The organism is Clostridium sp. C2-6-12 (assembly GCF_009928485.1).
Lineage (GTDB): Bacteria > Bacillota > Clostridia > Clostridiales > Clostridiaceae > Clostridium.
The window spans coordinates 56,375-74,237 of sequence record NZ_JAABNP010000030.1 but is presented as its reverse complement, the minus strand read 5'-3'; the positions used below and the strand labels follow the sequence as shown (position 1 = coordinate 74,237).

At 29.1% G+C, this 17,863-nt stretch carries 20 protein-coding genes; all 20 read left to right on the top strand.

Annotation, left to right across the window (positions count from 1 at the left end):
• Positions 1-199 precede the first annotated feature (199 nt).
• The 20 genes from GXK56_RS20865 (at position 200) to msrB (ending at position 17,854) form a co-directional block, all read left to right on the top strand.
• Positions 200-1,174 carry an ATP-binding cassette domain-containing protein gene (locus GXK56_RS20865; protein ID WP_160691029.1) on the top strand — a complete coding sequence of 325 codons (975 nt, stop codon included), beginning with the start codon at positions 200-202 and terminating at the stop codon, positions 1,172-1,174.
• Positions 1,171-1,974 carry an ABC-2 family transporter protein gene (locus GXK56_RS20860; RefSeq protein WP_160691028.1) on the top strand — a complete coding sequence of 268 codons (804 nt, stop codon included), beginning with the start codon at positions 1,171-1,173 and terminating at the stop codon, positions 1,972-1,974. The genes GXK56_RS20865 and GXK56_RS20860 overlap by 4 nt, the downstream gene beginning before the upstream one ends.
• 126 nt (positions 1,975-2,100) lie before the next feature.
• Positions 2,101-2,766, top strand: a complete 666-nt coding sequence (locus tag GXK56_RS20855) for an ABC-2 family transporter protein (protein ID WP_347707969.1) — start codon at positions 2,101-2,103, stop codon at positions 2,764-2,766.
• 198 nt (positions 2,767-2,964) lie between these two features.
• Positions 2,965-3,831, top strand: coding sequence for an SDR family oxidoreductase (locus tag GXK56_RS20850; protein ID WP_160691026.1), 867 nt, complete (start codon positions 2,965-2,967; stop codon positions 3,829-3,831).
• A gap of 454 nt (positions 3,832-4,285) precedes the next feature.
• Entirely contained in the window at positions 4,286-5,845 is a 1,560-nt protein-coding gene (locus GXK56_RS20845; protein ID WP_160691024.1) for a hypothetical protein, read from the top strand.
• A 61-nt stretch (positions 5,846-5,906) separates the two neighbouring features.
• A complete protein-coding gene (locus tag GXK56_RS20840; RefSeq protein ID WP_160691023.1) occupies positions 5,907-6,278 on the top strand; it encodes an arsenate reductase family protein in 372 nt (123 codons plus the stop codon).
• A 297-nt stretch (positions 6,279-6,575) separates the two neighbouring features.
• Entirely contained in the window at positions 6,576-7,820 is a 1,245-nt protein-coding gene (locus tag GXK56_RS20835) for an ammonium transporter (RefSeq protein WP_160691021.1), read from the top strand.
• A gap of 144 nt (positions 7,821-7,964) precedes the next feature.
• Complete coding sequence (locus GXK56_RS20830) at positions 7,965-8,429, top strand: low molecular weight protein-tyrosine-phosphatase (protein WP_160691020.1); 465 nt, start codon at positions 7,965-7,967, stop codon at positions 8,427-8,429.
• 440 nt (positions 8,430-8,869) lie between these two features.
• Positions 8,870-9,508, top strand: a complete 639-nt coding sequence (locus tag GXK56_RS20825) for a 3D domain-containing protein (protein WP_243156203.1) — start codon at positions 8,870-8,872, stop codon at positions 9,506-9,508.
• Positions 9,509-9,655: 147 nt separating this feature from the next.
• Positions 9,656-10,708, top strand: a complete 1,053-nt coding sequence (locus GXK56_RS20820) for a galactose ABC transporter substrate-binding protein (RefSeq protein ID WP_160691018.1) — start codon at positions 9,656-9,658, stop codon at positions 10,706-10,708.
• A 61-nt stretch (positions 10,709-10,769) separates the two neighbouring features.
• A complete protein-coding gene (locus GXK56_RS28615; RefSeq protein WP_279283219.1) occupies positions 10,770-10,898 on the top strand; it encodes a hypothetical protein in 129 nt (42 codons plus the stop codon).
• 459 nt (positions 10,899-11,357) lie between these two features.
• Positions 11,358-11,825, top strand: a complete 468-nt coding sequence (locus GXK56_RS20815; RefSeq protein ID WP_160691016.1) for a chemotaxis protein CheD — start codon at positions 11,358-11,360, stop codon at positions 11,823-11,825.
• Between the two features lie 176 nt (positions 11,826-12,001).
• Positions 12,002-12,376 carry a hypothetical protein gene (locus GXK56_RS20810; protein ID WP_160691014.1) on the top strand — a complete coding sequence of 125 codons (375 nt, stop codon included), beginning with the start codon at positions 12,002-12,004 and terminating at the stop codon, positions 12,374-12,376.
• 338 nt (positions 12,377-12,714) lie between these two features.
• The gene (locus tag GXK56_RS20805) at positions 12,715-13,182 is read left to right on the top strand and encodes a ferritin family protein (RefSeq protein WP_160691012.1); all 468 of its coding nucleotides are present in this window, start codon (positions 12,715-12,717) and stop codon (positions 13,180-13,182) included.
• Positions 13,183-13,343: 161 nt separating this feature from the next.
• Positions 13,344-13,676, top strand: a complete 333-nt coding sequence (locus GXK56_RS20800; RefSeq protein WP_160691010.1) for a hypothetical protein — start codon at positions 13,344-13,346, stop codon at positions 13,674-13,676.
• A 235-nt stretch (positions 13,677-13,911) separates the two neighbouring features.
• A complete protein-coding gene (locus GXK56_RS20795) occupies positions 13,912-14,337 on the top strand; it encodes an SRPBCC family protein (protein ID WP_160691008.1) in 426 nt (141 codons plus the stop codon).
• A gap of 51 nt (positions 14,338-14,388) precedes the next feature.
• Entirely contained in the window at positions 14,389-15,273 is an 885-nt protein-coding gene (locus GXK56_RS20790; protein WP_160691006.1) for a VOC family protein, read from the top strand.
• Between the two features lie 76 nt (positions 15,274-15,349).
• Positions 15,350-15,772: a VOC family protein gene (locus tag GXK56_RS20785; RefSeq protein ID WP_160691004.1), complete on the top strand. Its 423-nt coding sequence runs from the start codon at positions 15,350-15,352 to the stop codon at positions 15,770-15,772.
• 263 nt (positions 15,773-16,035) lie between these two features.
• Positions 16,036-17,328, top strand: a complete 1,293-nt coding sequence (gene larA, locus GXK56_RS20780) for a nickel-dependent lactate racemase (RefSeq protein WP_160691002.1) — start codon at positions 16,036-16,038, stop codon at positions 17,326-17,328.
• Positions 17,329-17,401: 73 nt separating this feature from the next.
• Positions 17,402-17,854, top strand: coding sequence for a peptide-methionine (R)-S-oxide reductase MsrB (msrB, locus tag GXK56_RS20775; protein WP_160691000.1), 453 nt, complete (start codon positions 17,402-17,404; stop codon positions 17,852-17,854).
• Positions 17,855-17,863: the final 9 nt, after the last annotated feature.

The window sequence follows — 17,863 nt, the reverse complement described above, 5'->3', positions numbered from 1 at the left end:
CGGTGGTGTGAGAGGACGCTAAATAAAATAATTATTTAGCTCCTACTCGATTGTTAATGTATCAAACACAAAGTATATTTAATCGAAAATCTTATATAGAAAAAATATTGTTACAAATATGAAATAACTTTATAAAATAGTAATAAAGTGGTATAATTTATAAGCATTTCACCAAATAATAAAAGGAGGTGTTATTATAATGATAGAAGTTAAAAATCTATCGAAAACATTTAAGGTTTACAAAAGAAATCAGGGGCTTAGGGAAGCTGCAAAAGCTTTATTTAACAGGAAATATGAAATAGTACAGGCTCTTGATAATGTATCCTTTTCTATTGATGAAGGAGAAATGGTTGGATATATTGGTCCCAATGGAGCAGGCAAAAGTACTACAATAAAGATTATGAGTGGTATTTTAAATCCCGATAAAGGACAATGTATTATTAATGGGAGAACTCCTTGGAAGGATAGAGTTAACCATGTTAGAGATATAGGAGTAGTCTTTGGTCAAAGATCTCAACTTTGGTGGGACGTGCCTGTAGTAGATTCTTTCAGCCTTATAAAGGATATTTATAAGGTATCTGATAATCAATATAAAAAGAATATTAAGGAGCTTACTGAGTTGCTTAATATAGGAGACATAATAAAAACACCAACGCGTCAATTAAGTTTAGGACAAAGAATGAGATGTGAAATAGCGGCATCATTAATCCATAATCCTAAAATATTATTTCTAGATGAGCCAACAATAGGATTGGATTCCATATCTAAAATTTCAGTTAGAGAATTTATAAAAGATATTAATAAAGAGAAAAAAACCACAGTAATTCTTACCACACATGATACCCAAGATATAGAAGCATTAACAAAAAGAATAATTTTAATTGGAAAAGGAAGAGTTCTTCTAGATGGACAGTTAGAAGATTTAAAAGAACGGTTTAGTAAAGACAGAGCTATAACCCTTAATTATTATGGAGATTTAAATCAATTATGCAGCGGTTTAAAGCTTTCTGAAAAGTATGAGGGAAGAGCTGTAATAGAAGTTGACACTGATATGATTTCTGTTTCAGAAGCCATTGGATACTTATCTTCAAAAGTAAACATTAGTGATGTGCAGGTTAGCTCTACTACAGTAGAAGATGTTGTTGTAGGCCTATACAAGGAGTATAAGATATGAGAGCGTATTGGAGTTTTTTTAAGATTAGATTTATAAATGGTCTTCAATATAGAGCAGCTGCCTATGCAGGAATAGCTACTCAATTTGCTTGGGGATTCATGTATATAATGCTTTATCACAGTTTTTACAGAAGTAATCCATCAGGAAGTAATATGAGTATTTCAGAACTTTCAAGCTATATATGGCTGCAACAGAGTTTTTTGGCATTATTTATGACTTGGTTTTTAGATAATGATATATTTGAAGCAATTTCAAGTGGAAATGTTGCTTATGAAATATGCAGGCCTTTAGATGTTTATAATATGTGGTTTGCAAAAAGCTGTGCAACTAGAGTTTCTAAAGCTGTGTTAAGATGCTTACCAATACTTATACTAGCCTCTTTTTTGCCAGAAACTTATAAATTTAATTTACCAGCTTCAGTTTATTCATTTATTTTATTTTTAATATCTGTAATAGTTGGAACAATAGTTGTTGTAGGATATAGCATGCTAATTTATATTTTTACCTTTTTTACAGTTTCTTCAGTAGGAGTAAGAATGACCATGGTGATGCTTGCAGATTTTCTTGCAGGAGGTCTTGTTCCCTTACCTTTACTTCCAGAATATTTAACAAAATACATTTACCTCTCACCTTTTGCAGCTATGCAAAATACACCTTTTAGAATATATACAGGTGGAATTCCTGGAAATGAAGCAATAAAAGCTATAATGCTTCAGTTGTTCTGGGCAATCGTATTGGTTTTATTAGGCAAATTAATCATCAGTAAAGCAATGAAGAAAGTAATCGTTCAAGGAGGTTAACATAATAAATATGGGACTATATTTTAAATATTTTTCAATTCATTTAAGAGCAGCAATGGAGTATAAAACCTCATTTTTTTAACTGCTATTGGACAAGGAATGACCACAGCATTTTCTTTTCTTTCTATGTACTTCTTATTTGATAGATTTGGAAATGTAGAAGGATATACATTTAATCAAGTACTATTATGTTTTAGTACAATATCTATGTCATTTGCTCTAGCAGAATGTTTTGGAAGAGGATTTGACAGATTTTCAACTATAATATCAAATGGTGAATTTGATAGAATCATGCTTAGACCGAGAAATGAAATAATTCAAGTTTTAGGAAGTAAAATTGAATTTTCTAGGATCGGGAGATTAATCCAAGCACTGATTATATTTATATATGCAATGATGACCTGCAATATAGGCTGGACATTTGCCAAAATATTTACCTTAATATTTATGATAGTAGGGGGAATATTTTTATTCTTTTCTCTATTTATGATATATGCAGCCATATGCTTTTATACAACTGAGGGCTTGGAATTCATGAATATCTTCACAGATGGAGGAAGAGAAATAGCCCAATATCCATTAAATATTTATAGCGAATGGATATTGAAGTTTTTTACTTTTATAGTGCCTCTTGCTTTTGTAAACTATTATCCGTATCTTTATCTTATTGACAAAGTTGCAGAAAATAAAATTCTCTATATGCTATCGCCTATAGGAGCGATATTGTTTACAGTACCAGCATATGTTTTATGGAGGGTTGGAATAACTCATTATAAGTCCATAGGATCATAACGATATTTATTTTATATCATATAGGCTTTTTATAGAATGGGAAAAAATTCCTATTTAATTTTTAAAAGCATAAAAGCTAGCAATATCAATGCTTTGCAGTTTAAGTTGCCGAATCCAAGTTTAATTCTAGCAAATAATTTTTTTTATATAGGAAAAACTAGTATATAGAAAAAATATACAAAGCTAGGAGGAATTAAAATGAATTTTCCAAAATCATTTCCAAAGCAAAAACAAAATCAGCATCCAGGGTTTGAGCATGAAATGAATCCTATTCCAATATATGACAATCCTAATTATAATAAAAAAGGTGATGCTTTAAATAATAAAGTGGCAATAATCACAGGGGGCGATAGTGGTATAGGAAAAGCAGTTGCTATTGCTTATGCAAACCAAGGCGCAGATATAGTGATTGTTTATTACAATGAGCATAAAGATGCAGAGGAAACTAAAAAGCTTATAGATGCAATAGGCAGAAAGTGTACTCTTATAGCTGGGGACATTAGTGATTTTAATTTCTGCAATAATGTTTTAGAACAGACTATTAACGAATATGGGAAAATAGATATATTGGTCAATAATTCTGCTGTTCAATATGAATGTATGGATATAAAACAATTAACAAATGAGCAATTTGATAAGACTTTTAAGGTTAATGTCTATGGAACCTTTTATATGACGAGAGCAGCAATGAATCATTTAAAATCAGGTGGATGTATAATAAATACTGCATCAATTACTGCTTATAAAGGAAATGAAACCTTAATTGATTATTCTATGACTAAAGGTGCTATAGTCACCTTTACAAGATCTCTATCAATGGCTCTTTCAAAAGGTAAAACTAACATAAGAGTAAATGCAGTTGCACCAGGACCAATTTGGACACCTCTTATTCCATCGAGTTTTGATGAGCAAAAAGTATCAGAATTTGGATCAGATACGCCACTTGGAAGAGCAGGTCAGCCAGTTGAATGTGCAGGAGCGTATGTATTTTTGGCTTCAGAATGTGCATCGTATATCACAGGACAAGTAATTCATGTAAATGGTGGAGAAATTGTGAATTCATAAAAAAGCTTTAATAATCTTTATTAACAGAGCTGAGAGGAAAATCTTAGCTCTGTTTTACTCTTATTAGCAAGATACTCTTTCTTCTTAGCTTTATTAAGTTCTTCTCTCATAATATCAAAACTTTCCGTAAGGGCTCCCAATATATTATTTTTATCAGTAAATATAGGTGCATTTAAATTACCAGAGGCTATTTGATGGCAAAACTCGCTAACTTTTTAAATGGATGAAGTAAATTTTATATAAAGAATAGAAACATAAGGCTTAGTATTCCAAAGGAAAGTAAAATAACTTTAGCTAAAAGGAGAGTTAAGCTATAAGGCTTTTTATATAATCATCTCTGCCTATATTTGTAGAAATTATAGAATATTTATTGTCGTAAATTTCAAAGAACTTTAAAATGGAGTAATAATATGGTATAATTTATGCGTATTTCACTTAATAAAAGGAGATAATTATGCCTAATATTTTTGATGGACTTAGACAAATTTCAGATAATAATATGATCGAACAAGTAGCTTTGCTTGAAACTATGAATATAAGTAATATTTCAAAGCCAGTTATACAAAAAGCTAAGAAGAAGACTATAAATATAATTAATTTTATAGGAAGTAAGTTTGGAAAAAATAATATGATTGAAGAGCCAGAAGTAAAAGAAATCTGGACATTGATTGATGAAAAGAAGGAAGAATTACTAGAGTTTACAAGAGAACAATTAGAGGAAAGACTATTTGAAGTTCTTAGGGAAAAGTGTAAGGATGATGGAGAAAGTAAGTCAGAAGATGCATTATCAATAGAAATAATTGAAGAAGCAGCTAAGCTGTATAAGCTTTATAAAAATTCAACTCCAGCTCAGAAAGCGGATGCAATTTATTCAAAATATGATGAAAAGCTCAAAGGTAAAGCTATGGAATATATTAATGAGCAACCTTTTATTGATTTGCAAGAAACTACTGAGGATATAGAAGAAATAATTAAGAACATGGAAGAAAATCAAAAGAAAGAACTTTTACAATCAGTAGATGTTGAAAAGCTGACATTATTAAATGTTTGGAAAAAAATTGATAGGCAACATTTCTCTAGACTTGTGTGGATGTCAGTAAAGGCATTAGGAGGAGCGTTCACTCCAAAGGAAAAAATTCTTCCAAGTTATATAGATAAAGAAAATGAAAGTGAAATAATAGAAAAAGAGGAAGATCTAAAGAAATCTCAAGAGGAATTGTCAAAATTAAAAAATGAAATGGAAACCTGTCAAGATAGAATAGCTGTAATTGAAAATAATTTAGATAAAGAAAATCGTATACTAAATAAGGCATTTAAAGATAAAAACGAAGCAGAAGAAGATATAGTAGATTTGGAGAAAATAGGTTCTAAGTTAGAAGCTATGAAGAAATCTAGAGAAGATAAATTGGATGAAATTAAAAGACAAATGGAAAATGTAGCATTAGAAGAGTTAGAAGTTTTGATGGAAGATTTTAAAGTTGTTAAATTTGAAATAGTTGAGATTAACAATAAAATTTCTGATACTAAATTTGAAATTGCATTTAAAAAACAGATAACAGAAGATAACATTAAATTGATTGAAAATAAGGAAAAATCAATAAAAGAAATTGTAGTTGATTTTCAGCAACTTAAAGTTGAAACAGATACACTTATAACAGCTTATAATCAAAAGAGAGCTGAAGTGCATAAAAAAGAAGATATTATAAGAAGTGAAATTTTTGAAAGATGGAGTAAGTTCTTTAACAAATTTATTTTTGAATTTAAAGAATTAAAAAATGTTGTGAATTTTTCTAGAAAAGAATTACTTCAAATTGAAAGTTGCTTATATGAATTACATTTTTCAATAGACCCTATGGCTTTAAGCATGGGAGTAATTGAAAATAAGGAAGATAAAGAAGAATATGAATATCTAGATGCAAGCTATCCAGATAAATTCCAAGTTGAGATTCATTATAAAGTTTTAGATAATGAGGATAAAAGGATTAAAATAGTAGGAATTACTACTGAATTATAGCAGTTAGCAATAATCATACTATTTAAGTTGCAGTCTATAGTTTATGATTGGAGTAAAAATTATGGCTTATTTATTTGTAGAATATCCAAAGTGTACAACTTGCAAGCGTGCAAAAAAATGGTTAGATGAGCATGAAATTATATATGAAGATAGACATATAGTTGAAAACAATCCAACATTTGAGGAACTAAAGGAATGGATTAAATTAAGTGGATTAGAAACTAAAAAATTTTTTAATACAAGTGGAAATTTGTATAAGGAAATGAATTTAAGTAAGAGACTTAAGGATGGAGAACTTTCAGAGAATGAGCAAATTGAACTTTTGTCATCAAATGGAATGCTGATTAAACGTCCAATAGTTGTTGGGGAAGATTTTGTTTTAGTTGGCTTTAGAGATGAAAACTTATGGGAAGAGGTGCTTAATAATAGATAGAAAAACTTTAAAAATATAAAGTTTTAATTTGAAAATATAATGTTGGAAAAGAAAAATGGATAAAATTTTTCAAAGTAAAGTGTCAATTGAAAATTAGATTGACAAAATTGTAATAAGTTACTATACTTATGAAATAAGAACAAAGGCGTTTAAGAAATATTTGTATATTTCTTAGATGCCTTTTTTGTATATAAAATTATAGAATTTCATAAGAGGTAAAGTAAAAATTAAGATAATATAAAGTAAATAGAAAAAAATTATTAATAAGAATTTACGGTGCTAAAAGGAGGGGAATGCATGAAAATTAATATAGAAGATAGTGCTTTTGTAATGATATGTTCTGCACTTGTGTTTTTAATGACACCAGGGCTTGGGTTGTTTTATTGTGGAATGGTAAGACGAAAGAATACCTTAAATACTTTAATTTGCTCTTTTTTTATTTGTGGATTATCTTCAGTAATGTGGATTTTAATAGGTTATTCTTTATCCTTTGGAGAGGATTTTTATGGAATAATTGGAAGGATGAATTTTGTTGCAATGCTTGGTGTTGGAACAGAGCCCTCTTCATATGCTCCACATATACCTCAATTACTTTTTGCTGCTTTTCAAATGATGTTTGCAGTAAGTGCTCCAGCACTTATGACAGGTTCATTGGTGGAAAGAATGAAATTTTCAGCAATATTCCTGTTTATTGGATTATGGCTAGTACTAGTATATTACCCAATGGTGCATATGATGTGGGGAAATGGAGGATTAATCAATGGATTGGGAGCGGTTGATTTTTCAGGGGGGAATGTAGTTCATATAAGTTCAGGAGTATCAGGACTTGTTGCATGTATAATGCTTGGAAAAAGAAGTAGCTATGGAAAAATTGCATATAGATCCTCTAATATTCCCTTAACAGTACTGGGGACTGGATTAATTTGGTTTGGTTGGTTTGGATTTAATGCAGGAAGTGCATTAAGCCCAGGACCTCTTGCGGTACATGTATTTATGTTGACTAATACTTCAGCAGCAGCGGGTATGCTTTCATGGATGTTCATTGAAAAAATTGTACAAGGAAAGCCTACAATACTTGGAGCAGTGACAGGAGCAATTGTAGGGTTAGTTGCAATTACACCAGGAGCAGGTTTTGTTCCACTTTGGTCATCCATATTGATTGGTATAGTAGCATCACTTATTTCTTATTTATTTATGGGGAAAATTAAATATAAGCTTGGGTATGATGATGCACTTGACGCCTTTGGTTGTAATGGAATTGGTGGGATTATTGGTGGTATTGCAGTTGGAGTATTTGGTAGAAACTCTATTAACCCTACATTAAAATTAAATGGTATTTTTTATGGAGATTATAAACTGTTAATAGATCAAATTTTAGGAATTACTATAACAATAATATTTTCAGGAGCTATGACTTTTTTGATTATAAAGGTTATGAAAAAATTTATAGATATTAAAGTTGAAAGTTCAGTAGAGGCAGATGGACTTGATATAGCTGAACATGGAGAATCTGCCTATCCTGCATTTAGTGGTTTTGATTAAATATATTAAAAGCAATTTTGGAATTTTATTTTTCATGTTAAAATATAAAGCAGATATAGCATATTTCTAAATGATTTTATTTAATTTATTGATCTAGTATATGTGAAATTGTTGATTTAATGTTAAATAAGAAAGGATTGTAATATGATAAAAATAATGTTTGTATGTCATGGAAATATTTGCAGATCACCAATGGCAGAATTTATATTTAAAGATTTAGTTAAAAAGAAAGGGGTTGAGGATAAATTCTTTATTACTTCTTCAGCAACTTCAACCGAAGAAATTGGAAATACAGTTTATCCTCCAGCAAGGAAAAAATTAAAGGAACACAATATATCTTGTGAAGGAAAAAAATCAATTCAATTTGAAAGTAAAGATTATGAAAAATATGATTATATAATAGCAATGGAGCAATTTAATATAAAAAATATTTTGAGAATTATTAAAGAAGATCATAAAAATAAAGTTTTTAAACTTTTAGATTTTACAAAAAATCCGAGAGATATAGATGATCCTTGGTATACAGGCAATTTTGATATAACATATAAGGAAATATATGAAGGTTGTAGTGAATTATTAGATTATGTTATAAATAAAAGATTATCATAAATAGATATTAATAAAATGGAAAAATGTAAAATTAATGTATTAAGCAAAAATACTCTGTTAAATAATTTTTTGGCAGGGTTTTTTGTTGCATTATCTTAGAAAAATGTCGAAAAAAGAAAATGTTTTCATCATATAATTTTTTAGATGCTTAGAAAAGAAAAAATTCGACTTTAAAAACATTTACAACAATAAAATTGTCAAGTAAATAAAAAAATTTTATTAGAAATTAAAAAAAATTAGTATATTGGATAAACTTCGGTAAATACTAGCTTGCGGAGTTTTGTAAGTTGTGGTATAATGAGGGCTGATTTTAAAAAAGGGAAAATTTACTATTGAAATTGAAAAAATCCTAGTTTATAATGGCAATACCATATGGGTGACGAAAGCGATTTGTAAAATTGTATTAAAAAAATCGCAAAAAACACACAAGGAGTGGTTAGTTGTTAAAAGTTAAGAAACGTATGATAAGAGGATATATGCTCTTAGGAGTATGTTCAATGAGTATTGGAACAAATTATTCAAGCGTTAAGGCAGAAGTGGTTCCAATAAATAATTTTGTTGCTAGCAAAAATGAGGCAAATCCTATAGTGGAAAATGCCAAGAGTGAAGAATATATAGAATCCGTAAAAAAATATACTGAAATTCCATCTAAAGCGGTAGAGGAAGCATTCAGAAAAACTCAAGAGGCTGAAAATAATTCAATAAAATCTCAAGAAAAGCCTCAAGAAAAGCCTCAAGAAGATGAAAAATCAAAGGCAAAGGGTACCCCGATTAAAGCTGAATTGACTGCATACTGTGATGATCCAAGATGTTCTGATCAGTGGGGATCAAAAACAGCAATGCAAACAAGAACAAGAATGGGTGTTATTGCAGCACCTAAGAACATACCTCTTGGAAGTAAAATGTACATACCAGAGTTAACAAATTATAAATCAGATGGTATGTTTGATGTTGAAGACAGAGGCGGTGCAATAAAGATCAAAAATGATGGTACTTATGTAATAGATGTTTGGGTACCAACATATGAAGAGGCTGTAAAATTTGGCCGAAAAAAAACTACTATATATTTAGTTAATTAAATTATAAAGTTCTTAAGGATTATAAGAAATAGTTTAATACAACTCCGTTAATTTTTAAGTTAGAGGAGTTGTATTTTAGAATAATTTTTTAATAAAAACGCATCCTAAAGTTAGTCATTATTATTAGACTTAATATGGAGGAGTGCAATGAAGCGTTATAAAAAATTAGTGATTATGATCCTATTTATAACATTAGTTTTAACAATAGGAGATTCTAGACACTATGTGTATGGTAATCAGTATTTAAAGAATGAAAGGCCAGTAAAGGCTGCTGTGTTTTTTGACAATGAAAATGCTATGTATATTTCTAAACTTAAAGGATGCTTAGAAAACCTTCAAACAAAAAATAAAGATAAAGTTAAATTTACTTTTTTTGATGGAAAGGATAATCAAAGCATACAAAATGAAAGTATAGAAAAAGCTTTATCTCAAAATTTTGATGTTTTTATTATAGGCGTAATTTCTCAAAATTTAAGAGATGTAGAAAGTACTTTTAGAAGGGTAATGGAAAAAAATATTCCTATAATTTTAAATCCAGATCCTTCTTCGGAGATAGTTAACTTTATAAGACCATATGGAAAATTCGTTGTTATTGGTGCTGATTTTGCGCAGTCTGGCACTATGGAAGGGAACATTCTTGCTAATCAATGGAAGATAAATCAAGATATTATAGATAAAAGTAAAGATAATACTTTACAGTACGTTATGTTAAAAGGAAGAAAAGGAAGCCCATTGACATCTTTAAGAACCAAATATTCTGTAGCAGCACTTAATGATTCAGGAATAAAAACAGAAGAAATTGCTGAAGTCAATTGCGAATGGATAGAGGAATGTGCTAAAAGTTCTATTGAATCAATTTTTCTTAAATATGGGGAAAACATTGAAGCAATTATTTCAAATAACGATGCTATGGCAATAGGAGCTGTTAAGGCGTTGCAGAAGTATGGATATAATAATGGTAATAAAGAAAAGATGATACCTGTTGTAGGAATCGATGGAATGCCAGAGGCCAAGGAATTTATACAAAAAGGTTATATGTCAGGAACAGTTGTTGTAGAACCTTGTGAGCTTGCAGATGCGCTTTATAATATTGGAATAAATTTAGCTGCCGGAGGGTCTCCTGTTAAGAATACAAACTATAATTTAGATGAAACGGGATATACAGTTCATTTAGTTTATAAGGAATATAAAAAAGAATAAATCTCACCTTTACTGAATATAAACTTTGTATTAAGTAAAAACTAAAATTGAGGTGAGGAAAATGACTAATTATAAATTTATTACAAGTAACAATGAAACTGAAGTGGCAAATGAATCTAACACAAGAAATCCGGCAAAAAATAGAAAGAGACATAAACCTGTAAAAGGACTTCCTAGAACAATAGGATAATAAGTAACTATAATATGAATTATATATTTTATCTAAAAAGGATTGTTGAACCAAATTGATTAGTTTAACAATCTTTTTTAGCTGTGTTAAGCATAAATATAAGTGATCTTGTGAAAAAGAAATCAAATCTTCAAAAATAATATATTTATATTTTAGTTGAAAAGATAAATTTAATAAAGATTTCTATTTTAAGAAAGCACATTATAATGTATAATAAAGATAGATAGTTTGTGAAAAAATTATTTATCTAGAAATACTAAAAAATATTAAACAAATGATATATAATATATAATTCTAAAATGAGAAGTATGAACATTAAATTTGACGTAAGTGCTAAAATATACTACATGGTTAAATGAGCATATAAAGTAATGGATTTGTATTAAAAAAAGTTAATGACCAAGTTTATTTGCAGTAGTAGTTATATTTAAAATATACAAAGGTTGGTGTTTGATACTTATGGAACATATAGTAGGAATAGGAGAATATGCAATTTCAACAAAAAAAGATGATGTTATTAAGACATTTGCATTATCAACATGTGTTGGTATTGTGGTTTATGACGTTGAAAAAAAGATACTTGCAATGGCTCATGTTTTATTACCTAAAGCAATAAAGGGAAATGAAGAAGATAGAATGGCAAAATATGCTGATACAGCCATTTACAATCTGTTTAAAGAAATGAAGATAAAATATAATTGTAATGAAAGACATTTTAAAATTACATTGTTTGGGGGAATAGACTCAAAAGCGGGTGATATTTTTAGAATTGGAGAAAAAAATATTGCAGTTATTAGAAATATATTGGATATGAAGAATATTAAATATGATTCAACTAATACAGGTGGAAGACTTTCAAGAACTATAATTGCATATGCATCAAGTGGAGAAATAGATTTAAAATCAATACCTATTATATATAATTAATATAATCATGTTAACTCTATTAAACGTTGGTTTAATAGAGTTTTTTTAACGTACTTTTAACTAAAATTAAAAGAAATATTGATAGTTTGATTTCATCAGTGGTGCTAATATTATCTTGAGAAAAGTATTTTAAATATTCTGATTATTAAAAAATAATATAAGGGTAGGTGAGGAAGATGAGTATAATTTTATTTACAATCATAGCTATATTATTTGTTGCTGATGCAAGTTGTCAGGATCCTATTAGAAAGTTTGGTTCATATAGTATATTTGATAGAGTATCTATAATATTGAATGTTATTTTGGCAATTGCTTATCTTTCAGTCTATGTTATAAGTAATCTGATGTTTATGGCAAATGGCAAACCTTATGATAATAAATTTGATGGGTTGGAAGTAATTTTACATTTTGCAGAGTTTATAATTCCATTAATTTGTATAATAAGTATTGCACTTTCAGTAAAATGGAGAAAGATAGGGAAAAGTATAGGAGCATTTTGGATTCAATTTTTCCCAATATTTATTTTTCCAGTTAAGTATTTTTTAAAATAATATATTGTGATTTAAAGTATTGCTGTTTTTGTAAAATAGTAAAACTATTTTTAGCTGCTACTTTTGTAGCAGCTAATTTTTTTAGTATGTATTGGATAAAAGTAATATAATTCCCAATTAATATAATAGAGTAAAAATAAGATATAACAAGAAAATCATATACTAAACAATCTATTTCCTTTAGGAAACCTAAAAAAGCTTTTGTTCATATTTGGTTATTGTTGAATAAACAGGTATTATAAATAATATATAGAGAAAATGTTTACTTGTTCATAAAGATTATATGAAAATGTTACATTAATATTAAAATATGAAATATAAGAAGGGATGGGAATTATATGGCAGATACATTTAATGGGTTAGAGATGCTTAAGATTGCTATATTAATGGAGGAGGAAGGAAGAGAATTTTACAATAATGGAGCAAAGTATACTACTGGAAAGTTAAAAGAATTTTTACAGGCAGCAGCAGGGCAAGAATTTCTGCATAAAGAAAAGTTTTCTGCTCTTTATGATAAGCTTGCAGGTAAAAAAGATGAAAACTATGAGTATTTATTTGATGAAGAAGTTTCAGCTTATTTAAAGTCATTAATAGATAATAAAGTATTTGATAAAAAAGCACCTCAAGAAGATGCTTTTAAGGATTTAAAAACTGCTGTAGAATATGCTGTTAAATCTGAAAAGCTTACAGTAGAAGTTTACAAAAAAATGTATGAAGGCGTAACAAATCCAGAGGTTAAAGAACTTCTTGGCACATTAATAGAGGAAGAAGAATCTCATGTAGAGGAATTTTCAAAATTATTATAATCAACATATGTATTAGCATTCACAGTAAATTGAACAAAGTATTAATTTACTTATGATAATGTCAGTAATAATAAGGGTTTATGTTTTATAAGCCCTTATTTATCATTATATGAATAATATATAATTAATAAGTGATTAAAAAAATTTTAGGAGGTTGCAAAATGGGGATAGAAATTTTTTCGTATAGCATTGCTGTATTAGGTAGTTTTATAATTTTATTTGGTATAATTATTTGGAAAATGCAAAATATAAATTTAATTCGCCATATTAATAGGATAGAAGTTAATAAGGAAGATATAAAAGAATATACAGAATCTATAGGGAAAGCATATATCATTCTTGGATTGGCAACTTTGGCTGGACTAATACTAAGAATAACCGATAATGACCTATATGATTTTATTGGTTTTGCACTATGGATGTCAGGATTTGCTGTTGGTTTGTTTAAGTTTGTTAAAACAGAAAAGAAATATAAAACTGGAATATGGAAGTAGATAAGATTTCCAATTTGTTGAGGACGAAGTATATAAGTTAATTGATATACTTCGTTCTTTTATAAATTATGCAAAAAATAAGCTGTTTGATTTACAGGAGTATTAACAGTTTACAATTTATATAGATAGTTTTGTTTAAAAGTAATGTTGGATAAAATAAAAATATTGGAAACAATATAAAAATATAGTAAAATACTTATATAATATATAAAAATATGAAGGAGGAGAGAAGATTATGTCAGAAAAGCGATCAATAACTATTAAAACAATTGTCAATTCGCCTGTAGAAAAAGTATGGAAATGTTGGACGGAACCTAAACACATAAAAAAGTGGAACAATGCTTCAGAGGATTGGCATACTACAATTTCTGAAAACGATTTAAAGGTTGGTGGTAAATTTCTTTCCAGAATGGAAGCTAAAGATGGGTCAATGGGATTTGATTTTTGGGGTATTTATGATGCTTTAATTTTATATGATACTATTGCTTATACACTTGGTGATGGAAGAAAAGTTAAGATTGTATTTGGTTGCCATAAAAATGAAACAGAGGTTACTCAAACCTTTGAAGCTGAAAGTGAAAACTCTCTGGAAATGCAGCAAGCAGGCTGGCAGTCAATACTAGATAATTTTAAAAGATATGTAGAAGAAATAGAAATATAATAAGTAAAGTTAATATAATAAGTCATAGTTTAATATATGGAGGAGATTAATATGCAAAAAATAGTTCCCCATTTATGGTTTGATAAGGAAGCAAAAGAAGCTGCCTTGTTTTATATTAGTTTATTTGACAAATCAAAATTGATAAAAACGACTGTGATTGAAAACACTCCGTCAGGAAATGCAGAAATTGTTAGTTTTGAACTGGCAGAACAACAATTTGAAGCTATTAGTGCAGGACCATATTTTAAATTTAATCCATCAATATCTTTAATAGTAGCTTGTGATTCTATAGAAGAAGTGAATGCAAAATGGAAAGCTTTGTCTGAGGGAGGGCAGGAACTAATGCCTCTAGGAGAATATCCCTTTAGTAAGTGGTACTGCTGGATTCAAGATAGGTATGGCTTATCCTGGCAGCTTATGCTTGTAGATGATGGGCAAAAGGCACCAAAAATTACTCCAAACTTTCTTTTTACTAAGGAAGTATGTGGAAAAGCTGAAGAAGCAGTAAAATATTATAGTGAAGTATTTAAAAATTCAGAGATAGGAATAATCAGTAGATATGGAGATGGAGAGGCATCATCACCAAAAGCAAAGATAAATTATGCTTCCTTTAAACTTAATGGAACTGCTTTTTCTGCTATGGATAATGGTTTTGATGCTGAATACGGTTTTAATGAGGCATTTTCCATTATCGTAAAATGTGAAAATCAAGAGGAGATTGATTATTTTTGGGATAAACTTTCAGCAGTGCCTGAAGCAGAGCAATGCGGATGGGTAAAAGACAAATTCGGAGTGTCTTGGCAAATTGTTCCTAAGATTATGAATGAAATGCTTAATTCTGGTGATAAGGAAAAAATGCAGCGTTTAACTGAGGCTTTTCTAAAAATGAAAAAATTCGATATAACAGCCTTAGAAAAAGCATATAACGGTCAATGATTAAGCTAAGGATGGTAAAGTAAAAAGGAAGTCTTTTTGATATTTTCCTAAGTATAAGAAAGGAAGGGATAGAAATATGAGCCAAAAGAAAAATATAAAATCAATCTTTGTTAATTTACCTGTTAAAAATATCGAAAAAACCAGAGAATTTTGGTCAAAGCTCGGATTTTCCTTTAATGAACAATTTAGTAATGAAAAAGCTTTGTGTTTGATTTTAAATGATGGAAATATTTATTCTATGCTAATATCTTATGACCTTTTCAGTACTTTTACTAATAGAGCAATAGCTGATGGTTCTACCTCACAAGTATTAATTGCAATACAGGTAGATAGTAGAGAAAGAGTTGATGAAATTATAAAAATTGCATTAGAAAATGGTGCTACACGTTATATGGAACCAGTAGATGAAGGTTGGATGTATTATGATAGGTTTGTAGATATAGATGGTCATCAATGGGAAGTTATGTATGGCGATGAAACGCTTATTCCTAAAGAATAGTAATGCCTTTTATTTTATTTTAATTTAATTGTGTTAAAGTTAAATATTTGATTTATATTATGAAGCAGATAAAGCCCTCGATCTTTCGAGGGTTTTAATTTTGGTGACAGTTACCAATTTATTAATTTTTAAGCTCTCTAATTGGATGCATTTGTTGACTATGGATAAAATTTGTACTATATTAAAAATAAGCAATATATATTATCAAATTATCAATATATATTTAAAAATGTTGATAGTTTAATTACTGGGAGGGCTATTAAATGAAAGAAGTTTATATGAATTATGGGGAAGGGACAATGAAGACTTCTATTGAAGAAGAAAATCTTTTGCAAGTAATTGAAAGCAATGCTTTTAAGCAAGAAAAAACAGAAGACGAAATTATCTCAGATGCACTGAATAATCCTATTGATAGTGAAAGGCTTAAAGATATAGTACAAGAAGGGGAAAAAGTTTGTATTATAATTTCAGATATTACAAGGAGCTGGCAGAAACCTTATAAATTCTTATATAAAATTGTAGACGAACTAAATGCTGGTGGAGTTAAGGATGAAGATATTTTATTCATATCAGCTCAAGGAACTCATAGAAAGCATACAAGAAAAGAGCATGAAATACTTCTTGGGGAAAAACTTTCGAAAAGGTTTGAAGTACATGATCATGACTGCTTTGATGAAGAAAATATGGTGTATTTAGGTGAGACAACTTATGGAACACCTGTTATTGTAAATAAAATGGCTATGGAGTGTGATCATATAGTTTTAACTGGAGCTATTATTTATCATTTTCTAGTAGGCTGGTCTGGAGGTAAAAAATCTATACTACCTGGAATTTCATCATTTAAAACAATATCTGCAAATCATTCTCTTTCTTTAAATGAAGGTCTTGGAAGTGGAACAAGAGCTTGTGTATGTTCAGGTAACATTATAGATAATCCTGTTCATGATGATATGCTTCAAGGGGCAGCAATGGTAAAGCCTTCTTTTTTATTTAATGTAGTAATGGGGCCAGATGGTAATATTGCAGGTGCGGTTTCAGGAAATTATATAACAGCTCATGAGGCAGGAAGAAAACTTGTAGATAGCATTGATGGGGTAAACATAAAAAAGAAAGCTGACATAGTTATAGCAAGTGCAGGAGGAGCTCCCAAGGATATAAATTTATATCAATCGATAAAAACTTTAATAAATGCAAAAGAAGCAGTTGTAGATGGTGGGACTATTATAGTTCTTGCTAAGTGCAATGAAGGTATTGGTGAAGTTAAAGATATAAATGATATGATATTAAACTTTGATAATATGCTTGATAGGGAAAAAGATCTTAGAGCAAATTATACTATTTCAAAATATGTTGGATATTTTTTCTGTGAAACTGGAGAAAAGTATAAATTGATTTTAGTTTCAGAAATTGATCCTGCTTTGCTTAAGAATACAAAGATTATTTTGACTAAAACCTTAGAAGAGGCTCTTGAAATAGCCTATAAGGATAAAGGTAATAAGATTACAATTAATCTTATGCCTCATGGGGCTAGCACACTTCCAAAAGTGGTAAAATAATTTATATATTGTATGGTTATAATATAATTAAATGAGGAATTATATTTATAATTGGTCTTAGGGAGGTAATAGAATGGATGAAAAATATGTTAAAAAATCAGGAGAAGAATTAAAAGAAAATTTAACAGAATTACAATATAGAGTAACCCAGGAAAATGCTACAGAGCCACCTTATAATAATGAATTTAATGATTTTTATGAAAAAGGAATTTATGTAGATATAACAACAGGAGAGCCTTTATTTATTTCCTCTGATAAGTTTGAGTCTGGCTGCGGATGGCCCGCTTTTTCAAAGCCAATAACAAGAAAGGTCATTAAAGAAAAAGTAGATAAAAGTCATGGTATGGTAAGAACAGAGGTAAGAAGCAATGTAGGAGATGCTCATCTAGGACATGTATTTAATGACGGACCAATAGAGGCAGGTGGATTAAGATATTGTATTAATTCAGCGGCACTTAAATTTATTCCTATGGATAAAATGAAGGAATTAGGCTATGAAGAATATTTAGATAAATTAGGTGTTTAAGTGGAGACA

Coding starts and splice junctions, on each gene's coding strand:
- larA (WP_160691002.1), top strand. CDS start 16,036: ATGAAAGAAGTTTATATGAATTATGGGGAAGGGACAATGAAGACTTCT.
- GXK56_RS20815 (WP_160691016.1), top strand. CDS start 11,358: ATGGAACATATAGTAGGAATAGGAGAATATGCAATTTCAACAAAAAAA.
- GXK56_RS28615 (WP_279283219.1), top strand. CDS start 10,770: ATGACTAATTATAAATTTATTACAAGTAACAATGAAACTGAAGTGGCA.
- GXK56_RS20800 (WP_160691010.1), top strand. CDS start 13,344: ATGGGGATAGAAATTTTTTCGTATAGCATTGCTGTATTAGGTAGTTTT.
- GXK56_RS20785 (WP_160691004.1), top strand. CDS start 15,350: ATGAGCCAAAAGAAAAATATAAAATCAATCTTTGTTAATTTACCTGTT.
- GXK56_RS20790 (WP_160691006.1), top strand. CDS start 14,389: ATGCAAAAAATAGTTCCCCATTTATGGTTTGATAAGGAAGCAAAAGAA.
- GXK56_RS20810 (WP_160691014.1), top strand. CDS start 12,002: ATGAGTATAATTTTATTTACAATCATAGCTATATTATTTGTTGCTGAT.
- GXK56_RS20795 (WP_160691008.1), top strand. CDS start 13,912: ATGTCAGAAAAGCGATCAATAACTATTAAAACAATTGTCAATTCGCCT.
- GXK56_RS20845 (WP_160691024.1), top strand. CDS start 4,286: ATGCCTAATATTTTTGATGGACTTAGACAAATTTCAGATAATAATATG.
- GXK56_RS20855 (WP_347707969.1), top strand. CDS start 2,101: ATGTACTTCTTATTTGATAGATTTGGAAATGTAGAAGGATATACATTT.
- GXK56_RS20820 (WP_160691018.1), top strand. CDS start 9,656: ATGAAGCGTTATAAAAAATTAGTGATTATGATCCTATTTATAACATTA.
- GXK56_RS20830 (WP_160691020.1), top strand. CDS start 7,965: ATGATAAAAATAATGTTTGTATGTCATGGAAATATTTGCAGATCACCA.
- GXK56_RS20865 (WP_160691029.1), top strand. CDS start 200: ATGATAGAAGTTAAAAATCTATCGAAAACATTTAAGGTTTACAAAAGA.
- msrB (WP_160691000.1), top strand. CDS start 17,402: ATGGATGAAAAATATGTTAAAAAATCAGGAGAAGAATTAAAAGAAAAT.
- GXK56_RS20805 (WP_160691012.1), top strand. CDS start 12,715: ATGGCAGATACATTTAATGGGTTAGAGATGCTTAAGATTGCTATATTA.
- GXK56_RS20840 (WP_160691023.1), top strand. CDS start 5,907: ATGGCTTATTTATTTGTAGAATATCCAAAGTGTACAACTTGCAAGCGT.
- GXK56_RS20835 (WP_160691021.1), top strand. CDS start 6,576: ATGAAAATTAATATAGAAGATAGTGCTTTTGTAATGATATGTTCTGCA.
- GXK56_RS20850 (WP_160691026.1), top strand. CDS start 2,965: ATGAATTTTCCAAAATCATTTCCAAAGCAAAAACAAAATCAGCATCCA.
- GXK56_RS20860 (WP_160691028.1), top strand. CDS start 1,171: ATGAGAGCGTATTGGAGTTTTTTTAAGATTAGATTTATAAATGGTCTT.